17 protein-coding genes, 1 pseudogene and 1 riboswitch are annotated in these 13802 nt (G+C 62.4%); of the genes and pseudogenes, 9 read left to right on the plus strand and 9 right to left on the minus strand.

Going from position 1 to position 13802, the window contains the following annotated elements; all coding sequences use genetic code 11:
* The first annotated feature begins 16 nt into the window (after positions 1 to 16).
* The 3 genes from ACL9RJ_RS11705 (at position 17) to ACL9RJ_RS11715 (ending at position 2848) form a co-directional block, all read left to right on the plus strand.
* Positions 17 to 982: a 2-hydroxyacid dehydrogenase gene (locus ACL9RJ_RS11705; protein ID WP_422765263.1), complete on the plus strand. Its 966-nt coding sequence runs from the start codon at positions 17 to 19 to the stop codon at positions 980 to 982.
* Between the two features lie 33 nt (positions 983 to 1015).
* A complete protein-coding gene (locus ACL9RJ_RS11710) occupies positions 1016 to 2014 on the plus strand; it encodes a methyltransferase (RefSeq protein WP_422765264.1) in 999 nt (332 codons plus the stop codon).
* Positions 2015 to 2054: 40 nt separating this feature from the next.
* A riboswitch (yybP-ykoY riboswitch) is annotated at positions 2055 to 2176 on the plus strand.
* 87 nt (positions 2177 to 2263) lie between these two features.
* Positions 2264 to 2848, plus strand: a complete 585-nt coding sequence (locus tag ACL9RJ_RS11715; protein WP_177084128.1) for a TMEM165/GDT1 family protein — start codon at positions 2264 to 2266, stop codon at positions 2846 to 2848.
* Between the two features lie 158 nt (positions 2849 to 3006).
* On the opposite strand, the gene ACL9RJ_RS11720 is transcribed toward ACL9RJ_RS11715, so the two are convergent.
* Positions 3007 to 3825, minus strand: coding sequence for a M48 family metallopeptidase (locus tag ACL9RJ_RS11720; RefSeq protein ID WP_042934278.1), 819 nt, complete (start codon positions 3823 to 3825; stop codon positions 3007 to 3009).
* 30 nt (positions 3826 to 3855) lie between these two features.
* Positions 3856 to 4080, minus strand: coding sequence for a hypothetical protein (locus tag ACL9RJ_RS11725; RefSeq protein WP_146049124.1), 225 nt, complete (start codon positions 4078 to 4080; stop codon positions 3856 to 3858).
* Positions 4081 to 5180: 1100 nt separating this feature from the next.
* Here ACL9RJ_RS11725 and ACL9RJ_RS11730 point away from each other — a divergent pair.
* Together ACL9RJ_RS11730 and ACL9RJ_RS11735 are read left to right on the plus strand one after the other, a co-directional pair.
* Positions 5181 to 5381 (plus strand): annotated as a pseudogene (locus ACL9RJ_RS11730) (HAMP domain-containing protein); the annotation flags it as partial.
* Between the two features lie 114 nt (positions 5382 to 5495).
* Positions 5496 to 6239: a methyl-accepting chemotaxis protein gene (locus ACL9RJ_RS11735; RefSeq protein ID WP_370590970.1), complete on the plus strand. Its 744-nt coding sequence runs from the start codon at positions 5496 to 5498 to the stop codon at positions 6237 to 6239.
* Between the two features lie 28 nt (positions 6240 to 6267).
* Here the strand turns inward: ACL9RJ_RS11735 and ACL9RJ_RS11740 are convergent, their stop codons facing one another.
* The 3 genes from ACL9RJ_RS11740 to ACL9RJ_RS11750 are packed head-to-tail and all read right to left on the minus strand — an operon-like array spanning position 6268 to position 7377.
* A complete protein-coding gene (locus tag ACL9RJ_RS11740) occupies positions 6268 to 6888 on the minus strand; it encodes an SOS response-associated peptidase (protein ID WP_017123564.1) in 621 nt (206 codons plus the stop codon).
* A gap of 32 nt (positions 6889 to 6920) precedes the next feature.
* Positions 6921 to 7181, minus strand: coding sequence for a putative signal transducing protein (locus ACL9RJ_RS11745; protein WP_017123563.1), 261 nt, complete (start codon positions 7179 to 7181; stop codon positions 6921 to 6923).
* Positions 7182 to 7194: 13 nt separating this feature from the next.
* The gene (locus ACL9RJ_RS11750; protein WP_017123562.1) at positions 7195 to 7377 is read right to left on the minus strand and encodes a CPXCG motif-containing cysteine-rich protein; all 183 of its coding nucleotides are present in this window, start codon (positions 7375 to 7377) and stop codon (positions 7195 to 7197) included.
* 142 nt (positions 7378 to 7519) lie between these two features.
* Between ACL9RJ_RS11750 and ACL9RJ_RS11755 the strand changes: the two genes are divergently transcribed.
* The gene (locus ACL9RJ_RS11755) at positions 7520 to 8686 is read left to right on the plus strand and encodes a 1-acyl-sn-glycerol-3-phosphate acyltransferase (RefSeq protein ID WP_422765267.1); all 1167 of its coding nucleotides are present in this window, start codon (positions 7520 to 7522) and stop codon (positions 8684 to 8686) included.
* Positions 8687 to 8701: 15 nt separating this feature from the next.
* Here ACL9RJ_RS11755 and ACL9RJ_RS11760 read toward each other — a convergent pair whose 3' ends face one another.
* A complete protein-coding gene (locus ACL9RJ_RS11760; protein WP_177084568.1) occupies positions 8702 to 8989 on the minus strand; it encodes a hypothetical protein in 288 nt (95 codons plus the stop codon).
* A gap of 205 nt (positions 8990 to 9194) precedes the next feature.
* Here ACL9RJ_RS11760 and ACL9RJ_RS11765 point away from each other — a divergent pair, with 205 nt between their 5' ends.
* Entirely contained in the window at positions 9195 to 9401 is a 207-nt protein-coding gene (locus ACL9RJ_RS11765) for a hypothetical protein (RefSeq protein ID WP_017123559.1), read from the plus strand.
* 69 nt (positions 9402 to 9470) lie between these two features.
* Here ACL9RJ_RS11765 and ACL9RJ_RS11770 read toward each other — a convergent pair whose 3' ends face one another.
* On the minus strand, positions 9471 to 10055 hold the full coding sequence (locus ACL9RJ_RS11770; RefSeq protein WP_017123558.1) for a YajG family lipoprotein: 585 nt from the start codon (positions 10053 to 10055) through the stop codon (positions 9471 to 9473).
* Between the two features lie 192 nt (positions 10056 to 10247).
* On the opposite strand from ACL9RJ_RS11770, the gene ACL9RJ_RS11775 reads away from it, so the two are divergent.
* The gene (locus ACL9RJ_RS11775; protein ID WP_017123557.1) at positions 10248 to 10481 is read left to right on the plus strand and encodes a hypothetical protein; all 234 of its coding nucleotides are present in this window, start codon (positions 10248 to 10250) and stop codon (positions 10479 to 10481) included.
* Between the two features lie 733 nt (positions 10482 to 11214).
* A complete protein-coding gene (mqo, locus tag ACL9RJ_RS11780) occupies positions 11215 to 12723 on the plus strand; it encodes a malate dehydrogenase (quinone) (protein WP_103032576.1) in 1509 nt (502 codons plus the stop codon).
* 184 nt (positions 12724 to 12907) lie between these two features.
* Here the strand turns inward: mqo and ACL9RJ_RS11785 are convergent, their stop codons facing one another.
* Together ACL9RJ_RS11785 and ACL9RJ_RS11790 are read right to left on the minus strand one after the other, a co-directional pair.
* Positions 12908 to 13195, minus strand: coding sequence for a PA4642 family protein (locus ACL9RJ_RS11785; RefSeq protein WP_017123555.1), 288 nt, complete (start codon positions 13193 to 13195; stop codon positions 12908 to 12910).
* Between the two features lie 62 nt (positions 13196 to 13257).
* Positions 13258 to 13752 carry a hypothetical protein gene (locus ACL9RJ_RS11790; RefSeq protein ID WP_017123554.1) on the minus strand — a complete coding sequence of 165 codons (495 nt, stop codon included), beginning with the start codon at positions 13750 to 13752 and terminating at the stop codon, positions 13258 to 13260.
* Positions 13753 to 13802 lie beyond the last annotated feature (50 nt).

Raw genomic sequence — 13802 nt, forward strand, 5'->3', positions numbered from 1 at the left:
ACAAAAGGTACAGTTGATGAGCCACCCTCGCCGCGCGGTATTTCTCGATCACCCTTCCCTGGACCTCGGCGATCTCGACCTCGAACCTCTGCGCGCCTGCTTCGACGAACTGCGCCTGTGCGCCCGGACCACGCCAGAGAACGTGCGGGAGCACCTGGCTGGCGCCACCGTCGCCATCAGCAACAAGATCCCGTTGAACGCCGAAACCCTGGCCGCCTGCCCCGACCTGAAGCTGATCCTGATTTCCGCCACCGGCACCAACAACGTCGACCTGGCGGCCGCCCGGGCGCGGGGTATCACCGTGAGCAACTGCCAGGGCTATGGCACGCCTTCGGTGGCCCAGCACACGCTGATGTTGCTGCTGGCCCTGGCGACCCGCCTGAGCGACTACCAGAAAGCCGTCGGTGAAGGCCGCTGGCAGCAGGCCCAACAGTTCTGCCTGCTGGATTTCCCCATCGTCGAACTGGAGGGCAAGACCCTCGGCCTGCTCGGCCACGGCGAACTGGGCGGTGCCGTGGCGCGGCTGGCCGAGGCCTTCGGCATGCGCGTGCTGCTGGGGCAGATTCCCGGTCGGCCGGCGCGGGCAGATCGTGTTCCGCTGGCCGAACTGCTACCACACGTCGACGCCCTGACCCTGCATTGCCCCTTGAACGAACACACCCGCCACTTCATCGGTGCCGCCGAACTGAGCCAGCTCAAGCCCGGGGCATTTGTCGTCAACACCGCGCGCGGCGGACTGATCGACGAACAGGCCCTGGCCGATGCGTTGCGCAACGGTCACCTCGGTGGCGCCGCGACCGATGTACTGAGCGTCGAGCCGCCGAGTGCCGGCAATCCCCTGCTGGCCGGCGATATCCCGCGCCTGATCGTCACCCCGCACAACGCCTGGGGCAGTCGCGAAGCCAGGCAACGCATCGTCGGCCAACTCGCGGAAAATGCCCGGGGCTTCTTCAGCGGTGCAGCGCTGCGGGTCGTCAGTTGATAAACTGCCGCACTTTTTTTCAGGGAGCAGACCATGGATCCGCGCAGTGAAGTACTGCTTCGTCAGGCTGAATATTTCCAGGGCAAGCTGCTGCTGGCAGGCTTGCCCGCCGACGATCTGCTCGGGCGCCTGCCCAATGCCCACGGCTGGTGCTGGCACGCCGGCGATCAGGCGGCACTCGAGGCACGCTTCGAAGGCCGCAGCCATTTTGGCGTGAACATCCCCGAGGTCCCGTTCGACAGCGCTGTGGTGTTCCTGCCCAAGTCCAAGGACCTGACCGACTACCTGCTCAATGCCGTCGCCTCGCGCCTGCCCGGCGGCGACGTGTTCCTCGTCGGTGAGAAACGCAGCGGGATCGAAGGCGCGGCCAAACAGCTCAACCCCTTCGGCAAGCCGCGCAAGCTCGACAGCGCCCGGCACTGCCAGCTATGGCAAGTCACCGTGGGCGAGGCGCCGGCGGCCAAGCCGCTGGAAAGCCTGGCCCGGCACTACCAACTGGATCTGACCGAAGGTCCGTTGAAGGTGGTCAGCCTGCCCGGTGTCTTCAGCCATGGCCGGCTGGATCGGGGCAGCGCCCTGCTCCTCGATCACCTGGACAAACTGCCCAGCGGCCAGTTGCTGGACTTCGGTTGCGGTGCCGGCGTGCTCGGGGCGGCCGTCAAGCGGCGCTACCCGCACAACAACGTGATCATGCTCGACGTCGACGCCTTCGCCACCGCCAGCAGTCGCCTGACCCTGGCGGCCAATGGTCTGGAAGCAGAGGTACTGACGGGGGACGGAATCGACGCCGCACCCATGGGTTTGAGTGCGATTCTGAGCAATCCACCGTTCCATGTCGGGGTCCATACCGACTACCTGACAACGGAAAACCTGCTGCGAAAAGCAGCCAAACATCTGAAAAACGGCGGCGAACTCCGGCTTGTCGCCAATAGCTTCCTGCGCTACCAGCCACTGATCGAGGAGCATCTGGGGGCCTGTGTGACCAAAGCCGAGGGACAGGGTTTTCGAATCTACAGTGCCAGGCGCGGCTGAAAAATAAACGCTTGCGCAATGGATTTTGCCTAGGCAGAATCCGCTCCGTCCTAGGGGAGTAGTCTCCCACGAGCGCCACGCTCGTCCGGCATGCGTCAACATACTTGGTCCTCAGACCATGGCGCATGCGACCCACGGTTCGCACAGACGAACCCGGGGTTTGACAAGACCTATGACACGAACACCTTACCCGGGGCGGGAAGGCTGTACGTGTCATAGCCGTGTCGACCCGCCCCTTAGGAAAACCTGATGCTGGATTCTCTCCTCGTTCCCACCGCAATCGTTGCCTTGGCCGAAATCGGCGACAAGACGCAACTGCTCGCGCTCATCCTCGCAGCCCGTTTTCGCAAGCCCTGGCCGATCATCGCCGGCATCGTCGCCGCCACCCTCGCCAACCACGCGGCGGCAGGTGCCGTAGGCGCCTGGTTCGGCAGTTTCTTCTCGGATGCGGTACTGCACTGGATCCTCGCCGCCAGCTTCACCGCCACCGCGCTGTGGACCCTGGTGCCGGACAAGATGGACGATGACGAAGCCAGTACCTCACGCAAGTTCGGCCCGTTCCTGACCACGCTGATCGCGTTCTTCCTCGCGGAAATCGGCGACAAGACCCAGATCGCCACGGTGATGCTGGCCGCGCAGTATCCGGAATTGTGGCTGGTGATCATCGGTACGACCCTGGGCATGCTGATCGCCAACGTACCGGTGGTGCTGGCGGGCAACTTCGCCGCGGAGAAACTGCCGCTGACCCTGATCCGCCGCCTGGCCGCCTCGGCGTTCTTCATCCTGGCGATCGTCGCGGTGTACAAGGCCATGCAAAGCAGCGGCTGGCTCTGAGCCTCCCCGTGCCGGGAGCCTGAAAAACACCAGGTAACCCGTAGGGGCCTGGCTTGCCAGCGATAACGATGCGCGCCGCACCGACGCCATCGCCAGCAAGCCGGCTCCTACAAGGACAGGGTCCGGCTTTGATCGAACGGTATGGCGGGACTGCAAGCTCAGGACTTGCGGGCCTGCTGATACAACGGCATCACCTTCGGAATGGCCGCTTCCAGAGAAGCGATCCGACTGGTGGACGCCGGGTGGGTACTCATGAATTCCGGCGGCGAACCTTCCGCCGCCTTGCTCATCTTGTTCCACAGGCTGATGGCCGCGTTCGGGTTGTAACCGGCCCGCGCGGCCAGCTCCAGGCCGATCAGGTCCGCTTCGTTCTCATTGGCGCGACTATTGGGCAAGGTCATGCCGTAGTTCGCCACGGTATCGGCCAGCGCCAGGCTGTCCTGGCTCAGGCCGAACAAGGCACCGGCGCCCTGCTTCGCCATCTCGATCCCGTAGGCCTTGGACATCGCTTCCCGGCCGTGCTCACGCAGGGCATGGGCGATCTCATGGCCCATCACCGCGGCGATCTCATCGTCGCTCAGCTTGAGCTTATCGATCAGCCCGCTATAGAAGATGATCTTGCCGCCGGGGCCACAGTTGGCATTGAGTTCGTCGCTCTTGATCAGATTGACCTCCCATTGCCATTGCGCGGAATCCGGACGGAATGTCGGGGCCTGGGCAATCAGCCGGTTGGCGATCGCCTGGACCCGCTTGGCATTGGCGCTGGTCTTGTCCAGCACGCCCTGGCCTTTCGCCTCCCCCAGCGTCTTCTGATACGACTGGGCGTACATCTGGTCGACTTCCTGGGTCGACAACATGCTGAACATATACTGCTTGCGCTCAACCCCGACGGCACCGCCGCTGGTGGTATTGACCGCCTGGCAGCCGGCGAGCAGCAGGCCCGCCGTCAGCGCACACAAAACCAATCGTCTAGCCATGAGCACTCTCCCTGAAAACTGCCGGCTATCCTAGGCGGTGATTTGTATCAACGCCAGATACAAACCATCTGTAGTCCCGGATTTCAGACGAACCTCAAACATCTGTAGGAAAAAATTCACGATCAACGCCATCCCACGGCCCGTCGAGCCCGGCGACATATCCATTTGCGACATGGGCACATCCAAAACAGCCATTTCCCGCAGGCTCCCTAATGCCCGCCGAACGCCCAGCCGATACAGCATGGCAGACGTCATTCCTTGCGTCCGGAGCCCTCATGAAATTCAAGTCGATTCAGTTTTCCGTCGCCGCACTGGCCGGGGCCATTGTCCTCAGCGTGGTCGCCGCCCTCGTGGTCTATGCCTTGTTATCCGGGGCCAAGACCCAGGACATGGTGCAGCAGCGCACCCAGGAACAGTTCGAGCAGGTGATCGAACAGCGTCTCAACGCCCTGGCCAGGACCCAGGTCAGCCAGATCCAGCGTGAACTCGAAGCGCCGCTGCTGATCGCCGGCGGCCTGGTGCGCGTCAACGCGCTGATCGGCACCAACGACGCCGACGGCAAGCCGGTACTGAGCGTCAGCCGTGAGCAACTGATCAACTTGATCAAGGAAAACGTGCAGCAGAACCCGAAAGTGCTCGGCGCCTATATCGGCTGGGAAAAGAACGCCCTGGATCACAACGATGCCGCCTATCTCGACAACACCAAGGCCGGGGCCGCGAAAGATGGTCGCTTCCTGCCCTGGTGGTTCCGCAACGACGACGGCAGCCTCGGCTTCTCAACCCTGGTGGATGTCGATGACCAGAAGCTCCTCTCCACCGGCGTGCGCGCCAGCGAGTACTACCTGTGCTCCAAGGAAACCCACAAGACCTGCGTGATCGACCCGGCTCCGTACAAGGTCGGCGACAAGATGGTGATGCTCGCGTCCTTTATCGAGCCGATCATGCTCAATGGCGCATTCCAGGGCATCGTCGGTGCCGACCTGTCGGTGAACTTCATCCAGGACATGCTGGTGGCGGCCAACCAGAAACTCTACGGCGGTGCCGGCAACATGGCCCTGGTGGGCACCAACGGCCGCCTGGTCGCCTATACCAAGGACCCGAGCAAGTTCGGCGAGAAAGTCAGCGATATCCTCGATGCCGAAAAAGTCGCGACCATGGGCAAGCTCAATCGTGGCGAAGTCACTTATAACGTCGACAAGGCCAAGGGCCTGATCGAGCTGTACCTGCCCTTCGGCATCGGCCAGAGCGATGCCCGCTGGACCCTGATGATGCAACTGCCGCTGAACGCGGTGATGGCCGACCTGCAGAAACTCCAGGGCGACCTGAACGACCAGCGCAAGGCCGATGTGTTCGGCATGGCGGTGGTCGGTCTGGTCATCGCCGGGCTGGGCCTGCTGGTGATCTGGCTGGTGGGTCACGGAATCGCCCGGCCGCTGAAGCAGATGGTCGCCATGCTCGACGATATCGCCCAGGGCGAAGGTGACCTGACCCGCCGCCTGACCAGCGATCGTGCCGACGAACTCGGCTCCATCGCCAAGGGCTTCAACACCTTCCTGATCAAGCTGCAGGCGATGATCACCCAGGTGGTGACGTCGGTACAGAGCGTCAGCGATTCCTCCGAGCACACCGCCGATATCGCGATCCGCACCAACCAGGGCGTGCACAAGCAGATGGCCGAGATCGACCAGGTCGCCACCGCGGTGCAGGAAATGACCGCCACCGCCCAGGACGTGGCCCGCAATGCGACCCAGGCGGCCCAGGCGGCCAGCCATGCGGACATGGCCGCCAGCGACGGCATGCGCATCGTGCGCGACACGTCCACCTCCATCGGCGCCCTCGCCGTGGAAATCGGCCGCGCGGTGGGTGTGGTCCAGACCCTGGCCAAGGACAGCGAGAACATCAACGCGATCCTGATCGCCATCCGCGGGATTGCCGAACAGACCAACCTGCTGGCGCTCAACGCGGCGATCGAGGCGGCCCGTGCCGGGGAACAGGGTCGCGGCTTTGCCGTGGTGGCCGACGAGGTCCGCAACCTCGCCCAGAAGACCCAGCAGGCGACCGAAGAAATCCAGTCGATGATCCAGCAGTTGCAGCAAGGCACCCGCGAAGTGGTCAAGGTCATGGAGGACAGCCAGAACAAGACCGATGAAAGCGTGCAACACGCGGCCAAGGCCGCCCAGGCCCTGGAAACCATTACCCAGGCGGTGTCGGTGATCAACGACATGAACACCCAGATCGCCAGCGCTGCCGAGGAACAGAGCGCGGTGGCCGACGATATCAACCGCAACGTGATCAATATCGGCCAGGTGGCCAATGAAGTGGCGGGCGGTGCCGATGAGTCCAGCGCAGCCAGTGCGCAACTGACCAAGCTGGCGGAACAGCAGCGACGCCTGATCAATCAGTTCAAGGTGTAGTTGCAGGGGCTGGATGCGTTACCCGCACTCAGCCTGGCGTCAGGCACTCCGGCGCATTGAGCTTCGGATCATTCACCAGGTTGGCCAGCAGCCGTTCGCGCAACGGCGCCTGGGGGCTGGCCAGCAAGGCCTGCAGATCGTGCAACGGCGTGTCCGGCGCCAGCCACGCTGCCTGCCCCTCGGCATCGAGAATCAGCGGTCGCCGCTGGCTCGCCGCCGGCTGTGTCACCACCGCGGTGCTCAGCCAGACCTGCTCCTGCACCGGGTAGGCCTCCCAGATCGCCGCAAAGAACAGGCTCGAACCTTCCGCCGGCGTCAGCCAGTAGGGGCGCTTGCGCTGTGTTCCACGCCACTCATAGAAGCCATTGGCCGGCAACAGGCAACGGCGCTCGCGAAACGCCTGGCGAAACATCGGTTGTTCGGCCACGGTTTCGGCCCGGGCGTGGGCCGGCGTGCGCGACAGGTCGGTCAGCCACGGCGGTGTCAGGCCCCAGCGCGCGCGCGCCAGTTCACGCTGGCCGGTCGGCGCCCGCAGGATCAGCACCGAATCGTTGGGCGAAATGTTCCACTGCGCCTGCTGGTCGGCGGGGAAGCCGGGCAAGGCCGCGAAGGCGGGGTTCCAGCGAAACAGGGCAAAACGTCCACACATGGGGCAAAACGACTCTTCATGGAAAGACGCGACTAGCAAAGCAGCACGTCGGGAAAACTCTCCGGTTCATCGCCGGGCAGCGGCAGAGCGGCATTGTACGCGGCGATCAGCTCGCGTGCGTATTGTGCCTGATCATTCTCCACCGCCAGGGCCAGCAAGCCGAATACCGGCAACTCCCCGGCTCCGCCCAGCAGGTCGCGCCCCACCAGATGCGCCTGTACCCCTTCGCTGGCGAGCATGCCTTGCAGCAGCTCGCCCTCCATCAGGTTTTCCGGCTCGTAGATTCGTTGCATCCGGGCGCCCTCATCACTCGTTCTCACTGTGAACGTCGAGCATCCATTCCTGACCGTCGGTCTGCAGGTTGAAAACGATCGGCCGGCAGCACACCGGGCAATCCTCGATGTAGGTCTGGTCCCCGCCGGACAAATCCAGCACGGCCTCGGCCTCTTCACCACAGTAGGGGCATGAGTAGTACTCAGTTTCCAGCATCGCGGCCTCCGAAGTGACTTGTGCGTATAATCGCCGGTCTATTTGCAGGGCTAATTTTTTGTCTGGGCTTTATTTTTCAGATCGGGCTTTGTTATTTATCACTCAAACCTCTACTTACCCTAGCCGTTTCTAACAAGAGAGCATGATGGGCGAATTCGATGCCATCCGACCTTACGACGACTCCGAGGTGCCAGCCGTGCTGGCCCGGTTGCTCGGCGACAAGGCGTTTCTAGATATTCTCACGCACTTCCGCTTCCCACGCCTGGCCGAGGCCTTCGGCTGGCTGCTCAGGCCCCTGATCGCCTATCGGCTGCGTCGTGAGTTCGCCGACGTGAAATGCGTGGCGACCCTGCAGGACAAGATCGAGGTCTACGTCGACAACACCATCGAACGGGCCACCGACGGGGTGACCTATACCGGGGTCGAGCAGTTCAAGTCCGGCAGCGCCTACCTGTTCCTGGCCAATCACCGCGACATCGTGATGGATCCGGCCTTCGTCAACTATGCCGTGTACCACGCCGGCCTGCCGACACCGCGTATCGCCATCGGTGACAACCTGCTGCAGAAGCCGTTCGTCAGCGACCTGATGCGTCTGAACAAGAGTTTTATCGTGCACCGCTCGATCACCGGGCGACGCGAGAAGATGGCGGCCTATCAACTGCTGTCGGCCTATATCAATCATTCGATCCGCAACGACTGCCAGTCGATCTGGATCGCCCAGGCCGAAGGTCGCGCCAAGGATGGTGACGACCGCACCGAGTCGGCGATCCTGAAAATGTTCCATATGAGTCGCAAGGACGAGCCCTTCGCCGAAGTCATCCGCTCGCTGAACCTGACACCGGTCTCGATCAGCTACGAATACGACCCTTGCGACCAGGCCAAGGCCCGCGAGCTGTATATCCGCGCCACTACCGGCACCTACAGCAAGGCACCGGGCGAGGATGACGTGAGCATTGCCAAGGGCATCACCGGCTACAAGGGCCGGGTGCATGTGAACTTCGCCGCACCGCTGACCGGGACGTTCGAGGACACCAAGGTGCTGGCCCAGGAAATGGACCGGCAGATCCTCGGTGGCTATCGGTTGTTCCCGGTGCATTACCTGGCGTATGCCCAATGGAACGATGCCGACCCGCAATTGCAGGTACCCGCGGCCGCTGCGCTGTTTCCCGCCGAGGAGTTGGCCAAGGCCCAGGCGGAGTGGCAAAGCCGCCTGGATGCCTGTCCGGCGGAACATCGTCCGTACCTGGTGCAACAGTACGCGACGCCGGTGCGCAATCAGTACCGGGTAAAGGCCGGACTGGCACTCTGACCGGCAGCCAGGCCCTCAGAGCCGGGTGCTGAGCCAGGACAGCAGCAGCGCCACGCCCAGGCAGGCAAAGCCGAACCGATAGAAAAACCGGTTCGCCCGCAGCACCCGGGCATCGAGCAGCAGCATCGGCTGCTCGATCGACCGCCCCTCGCTCTGCATCTCCAGGTTTTCCAGGGCCCGTTGCTCACGGCGGCGGGTAATCTGCAACAACCACGCCCCCGGACAGGCCAGCAACAAGGCAAACAGATTGAGCCACTTGCCCGGATGACCTGCAAAACCGCTCAAGATCAAATGCAGCGACATCATGAACCCTCGGATAACCAGCGCCTTTCGGACCACGAAGCAAGCGGCGGATGGCCGTTCGCGACACGCCCGGGTATCGAATCACCCACGCATGACAATTTATTGTGTCCGGTACCGTACAATTTACGGGTTAATCGCCACTGTCACCTGAACGTCACCTTAACAAGCCAGTCTGTCGCACCTCGATACCGCCACGGAGCTTGTCATGCTGCACGCAGAGAACCAGGATCGCCTTTACCTGATCGCCCCCAGCGATGAGCAGGAAGCCCTGGTGGACGCCATGTCGTTCAACGTCCAGGACCGTCACTGGCTGGTGTATTGCGCCCTCGGCGGCCACCAGCACGCCGACCTGCCCGAAACCGACCTGACGACCGGCGTGAGCCTGCTGGACTTCTACGTCGAAGCCGCGTGACTTCAGGCGGGCATAAAAAAACCCGGCCATGCAGGCCGGGTTTTTCGTTTGTCGGATTCGGACCGGGAATTACTGGCCCAGCAAGCGACCGATGCTCGGGTCCTTGAAGACCCGGGTCAGTGCATCGCTGAGCACGTCGCTGATCAGCTTGGTGTTGGTTTCTTCATTGGGCGCCATGCCGAAACGCTGGTTCAGCGACGCACCGTACTGGCCGCTGTAGCGCTGGTTGGCGTTGGTCACGTCGGAGCGGAAGTTGGCACCGATGGTCGCCTCGGTCACATAGGTGGAGTCCTTGGGCGACTGATAAGTCAGGTCCGACAGGGTCACGGTCAGGCTCGGGGCGTTTACCGCGTTGGGCGTCGGGGTATAGCCCAGCAGGCGCACGGCGGCTTCGGCCTGGGCCTGGAGCTTGGGCACGATATCGGCGCCCTGGACGGTGATGGCGCTGGTTTCAGGGTACAGGCCACCGCGGGTTCCCAGTACCGGCGAACGACGGCCATCGACGACCCTCACCACCACCTGCTGACCATGGCCCACCGGCGCCAGCTGGGTGGTGAGCTTGGGTTGCGGGCTGAGCTGCTGGGGGCTGTTGGCACAGCCGACCAAGGTCAGACTGGTCACAGTGATCAAACCGAACAACAGGCGTTGCAACATGCTCATCTCTCCAAGGACTAGGCACAATCAGGTCAGCAGTATAGCCGTGCGCCCGGCCCAGCCACCAGACACCCCACCGACTTGCCCTTCGTTCAGGAAGCGTTCATGTCACAAGGTATTCATATGAACTACATTTGCACGTAATGCTTGCGTATCAAGCTTGTGACAATTCTCCATCAAAGGCTCTCCGCCATGGAATTTCTCTGGTATCTGTTCTTCCCGCGCAAGCCCCATCGCAGTTTCGCCCTGCTGGGAGCCGACGGTCGCTGCCAGGCCTTCAAGCAGTGCGAGCTGCCGCCGATGGGCGACGGCTGGGTGGAAATCGAGGAAATCCGCCTGGTCTGGCTGCACCAGCCATTGCCCGCCAGTGCCCGTGTCAGCCCGCGCGTACGACACTCGCGCCGCCCCCAGCCGTTGACCATCTGACCGGACGGCTAATAAAAGTCATTTAACAGGATCATTTCTGCGCGATTCTTAGTTACAATCTCCCCCCGATTATAAGGACGTCTCCTGATCGGGCCTCGCAGCATCGTTAATGCCCCGGCATTAGCTCCCCCGCACCGCCCACAGAGAGCCGCCCACACAGATCGAGTGAAGTCGGCGGGCTTGCTGTCACACCTGCAAACCACCGTTTTTACCGAATCTGCCAGAGCTGCCCTTGCGCTCGTTCACTGAGCTGTTTGCCCGTACGCCAGCCTCGTTTCCCGGCCGGCATTTGCTTCGCGGGTCCGGTGACAGGCTGCGGCAGCCCTTTTTTGAGGTTCACGTCTTCAAAAGAGCGTGAAAAAACGGGTATTCACTACTTCACGAGAGTGTGGCGAGCAAATGAAAAGTTTTGCGTCTGGAAATGCACCATCAGCGTCCTCAACGACTCAATCACACAGGACCCGATATTCCCGGACAGGTGCCTGAAGCCTGTCCGCTCACGGATTTGGTTGCACGATCGGATGCTCTCGACCATAAGTCGAATTGCCGGAGGTCGCCTGAAATGCGTTCATACGCACCTCAAGCCCACCGACAGCGTCCGCTGAAGTTGCAAAAAATTGCGAAGAATCGGACATGGCGAACCTGGCCATGAGTGACCTCGGGCTGCTTGAGCCCGGTCAATTCCTGGCGGCCATGCCGTCAATGTGGTGCTGCAGATTTTGGAGACGCGTTAATGGCGCATAACGAAGCAGTCGATGTGGTCCTGGTTGGGGCCGGCATCATGAGTGCCACCCTTGCGGTGCTGCTCAAAGAGCTCGACCCCGGTATCAAGCTGGAAGTCGTTGAGCTGATGGATTCGGGTGCCGCGGAGAGTTCCAACCCGTGGAACAACGCCGGGACCGGCCACGCCGGGCTGTGCGAGTTGAACTACACGCCACAGGCCGCCGACGGTTCCGTCGACATCAAGAAAGCCGTGCACATCAACACCCAGTTCGAGGTGTCGAAGCAGTTCTGGGCCTACCTGGCGCAGAAAGGCACCTTCGGTTCGTGCAAGTCGTTCATCAGCCCGGTGCCGCACCTGAGCTTCGTCCAGGGCGACAAGGGCATTGCCTTCCTGAAGAAGCGCTTCGAAGTGCTGCACCAGCACCATGCCTTCGCCGAGATGGAGTACACCGAAGACCGCGCGAAGATGGCCGAGTGGATGCCGCTGATGATGCCGGGCCGCCCGGCCGACGAGCCGATCGCCGCGACCCGCGTGATGAAAGGCACCGACGTCAACTTCGGTGCCCTGACCAACCAGTTGCTCAAGCACCTGACCAGCGCTCCGGATGCCCAGGTCAAGTACTGCAAGCGCGTGACCGGTCTCAAGCGCAACGGCGCCGGCTGGACCGTGAGCATCAAGGACGTGAACAGCGGCAACAGCCGTGAAGTCGACGCGAAGTTCGTCTTCCTCGGCGCCGGCGGTGCCGCCCTGCCCCTGCTGCAGGCTTCGGGCATCGAGGAAAGCAAGGGCTTCGGCGGTTTCCCGGTCAGCGGCCAGTGGCTGCGTTGCGACAACCCGGAAGTGGTCAAGCACCACCAGGCCAAGGTCTACAGCCAGGCCGCCGTGGGTTCGCCGCCGATGTCCGTGCCGCACCTGGACACCCGGGTGGTGGATGGCAAGAAATCCCTGCTGTTCGGCCCCTATGCCGGTTTCACCACCAAGTTCCTCAAGCACGGCTCGCTGATGGACCTGCCGTTGTCGGTACGCGCCGGCAACATCGGCCCGATGCTGGCCGTGGCCCGCGACAACATGGACCTGACCAAGTACCTGATCAGCGAAGTGATGCAGTCGATGGAGCAGCGCCTGGAATCCCTGCGTCGCTTCTACCCGGAAGCCAAAGCCGAGGACTGGCGTCTGGAAGTGGCCGGCCAACGGGTGCAGATCATCAAGAAAGACCCGAAGAAAGGCGGCGTGCTGCAGTTCGGCACCGAACTGGTCGCGGCCAAGGACGGCTCGCTGGCTGCCCTGCTCGGCGCCTCGCCGGGTGCTTCGGTCACCGTGTCGATCATGCTGGAACTGATCGAGCGCTGCTTCCCGGAAAAAGCCAGGGGTGAATGGGCTGCCAAGCTCCAGGAAATCTTCCCGGCCCGGGAAAAGGTCCTCGAAACCGACGCGGCGCTGTATCGCCAGATCAACAGCCGGAACAACATCAGCCTCGAGCTGGTGGAGCCAAGCAGCGAGACCGAAAGCTACGCCTGAGGTCATCGCCCATGAAAAACGCCCCGCTCTTCGATTGAAGAGCGGGGCGTTTTTTTGGCTGGACACTATTCTGCGAACGCGCCTGTAAGAGCCTGGCTTGCCAGCGAAGGGGACCGCAAGATCGCCAGAAGCTTCGCTGGCAAGCCAGGCTCCCACAGATTGCGTGGCGCCTGGAGAACAGCTATCAGCCGCGGGCGTTGTTGATCAGCTCGATGTAGTCAGGGGCGTTGCGCTGGTCCTGGATCAGGGCGACGAAGTCCTGGCCATGCTCATCCTTGCCGTCGAGGTCATAACCGGCCTCCTTGAAGAACACCAGGAAACGCTCGAAATCGTCGATCCGCAGGCCACGATAGGCCTTGATCAGCTTGTGCAGGGACGGCGAAGTCGCATCGACCGGCTCGAAGTCGAGGAACAACTTGATCTGCGCGTCGCCGATCTCGTCACCAATCACCTGTTTCTTATCTTTGCGCATTACCGGCTCCAGCCACAGACATTACACGGGGCGGGCAGTTTACCCCCGCATCTGCTCCGCTCTCAACGAGTACGAACTGATCCGGTATGCAGGTCGGCCCAGATATGCCCGTTGGCGTAGGTGAGGAACTGGCAATACACCGTGTCGTTGCGCAGCAGGTCCATGACCACCCGGTACTGGGTCAGCGGGTAATACAGGTTGAGGGTCTTGCTCTGCTCGTCGAACATCGGTTTTTTCAGGCTTTTGCTTTCGCCGTCGAAGCTGATCAGCACCTGGCTGATGGTGGCCCCCTTGCTCAGGGGCTTGCCCTTGAGGCGCAACAGCAATGGCGAGGTGACCGGAATCGGCTGCTGGTTGGACTGGCGCTGGTTGCCGACCACCACCGAATACTCGGTGACTTGCAGCAGTTGCTGTTGCTCGGGCTCCTCGCCACGCAGCGACAGGTCGTCCGGCGGCAGATACTGCCCGTGCATGGGCGCGCCCGGCGCGGCTTCGGCCGCCAGGGGCAGGCCGGCGAGCATCAACAAGGTCACGGCGCTACGCATCGAAAGGGTCATGACAGGCTCCAGAACGCATGGCCGGGCACTCTAGCACAGAGACCCGCGAC

The organism is Pseudomonas sp. Mn2068, assembly GCF_049319725.1.
GTDB classification, from domain to species: domain Bacteria; phylum Pseudomonadota; class Gammaproteobacteria; order Pseudomonadales; family Pseudomonadaceae; genus Aquipseudomonas; species Aquipseudomonas gingeri.

Bases quoted from the DNA above. Each gene is read 5' to 3' on its own strand.
- ACL9RJ_RS11760 (WP_177084568.1), bottom strand. From the start codon at position 8,989: ATGTCGCTGCATTTGATCTTGAGCGGTTTTGCAGGTCATCCGGGCAAG.
- ACL9RJ_RS11755 (WP_422765267.1), top strand. From the start codon at position 7,520: ATGATGGGCGAATTCGATGCCATCCGACCTTACGACGACTCCGAGGTG.
- ACL9RJ_RS11790 (WP_017123554.1), bottom strand. From the start codon at position 13,752: ATGACCCTTTCGATGCGTAGCGCCGTGACCTTGTTGATGCTCGCCGGC.
- mqo (WP_103032576.1), top strand. From the start codon at position 11,215: ATGGCGCATAACGAAGCAGTCGATGTGGTCCTGGTTGGGGCCGGCATC.
- ACL9RJ_RS11725 (WP_146049124.1), bottom strand. From the start codon at position 4,080: ATGACGTCTGCCATGCTGTATCGGCTGGGCGTTCGGCGGGCATTAGGG.
- ACL9RJ_RS11765 (WP_017123559.1), top strand. From the start codon at position 9,195: ATGCTGCACGCAGAGAACCAGGATCGCCTTTACCTGATCGCCCCCAGC.
- ACL9RJ_RS11785 (WP_017123555.1), bottom strand. From the start codon at position 13,195: ATGCGCAAAGATAAGAAACAGGTGATTGGTGACGAGATCGGCGACGCG.
- ACL9RJ_RS11745 (WP_017123563.1), bottom strand. From the start codon at position 7,181: ATGCAACGAATCTACGAGCCGGAAAACCTGATGGAGGGCGAGCTGCTG.
- ACL9RJ_RS11750 (WP_017123562.1), bottom strand. From the start codon at position 7,377: ATGCTGGAAACTGAGTACTACTCATGCCCCTACTGTGGTGAAGAGGCC.
- ACL9RJ_RS11770 (WP_017123558.1), bottom strand. From the start codon at position 10,055: ATGTTGCAACGCCTGTTGTTCGGTTTGATCACTGTGACCAGTCTGACC.
- ACL9RJ_RS11720 (WP_042934278.1), bottom strand. From the start codon at position 3,825: ATGGCTAGACGATTGGTTTTGTGTGCGCTGACGGCGGGCCTGCTGCTC.
- ACL9RJ_RS11710 (WP_422765264.1), top strand. From the start codon at position 1,016: ATGGATCCGCGCAGTGAAGTACTGCTTCGTCAGGCTGAATATTTCCAG.
- ACL9RJ_RS11735 (WP_370590970.1), top strand. From the start codon at position 5,496: ATGGCCGAGATCGACCAGGTCGCCACCGCGGTGCAGGAAATGACCGCC.
- ACL9RJ_RS11775 (WP_017123557.1), top strand. From the start codon at position 10,248: ATGGAATTTCTCTGGTATCTGTTCTTCCCGCGCAAGCCCCATCGCAGT.
- ACL9RJ_RS11740 (WP_017123564.1), bottom strand. From the start codon at position 6,888: ATGTGTGGACGTTTTGCCCTGTTTCGCTGGAACCCCGCCTTCGCGGCC.
- ACL9RJ_RS11705 (WP_422765263.1), top strand. From the start codon at position 17: ATGAGCCACCCTCGCCGCGCGGTATTTCTCGATCACCCTTCCCTGGAC.
- ACL9RJ_RS11715 (WP_177084128.1), top strand. From the start codon at position 2,264: ATGCTGGATTCTCTCCTCGTTCCCACCGCAATCGTTGCCTTGGCCGAA.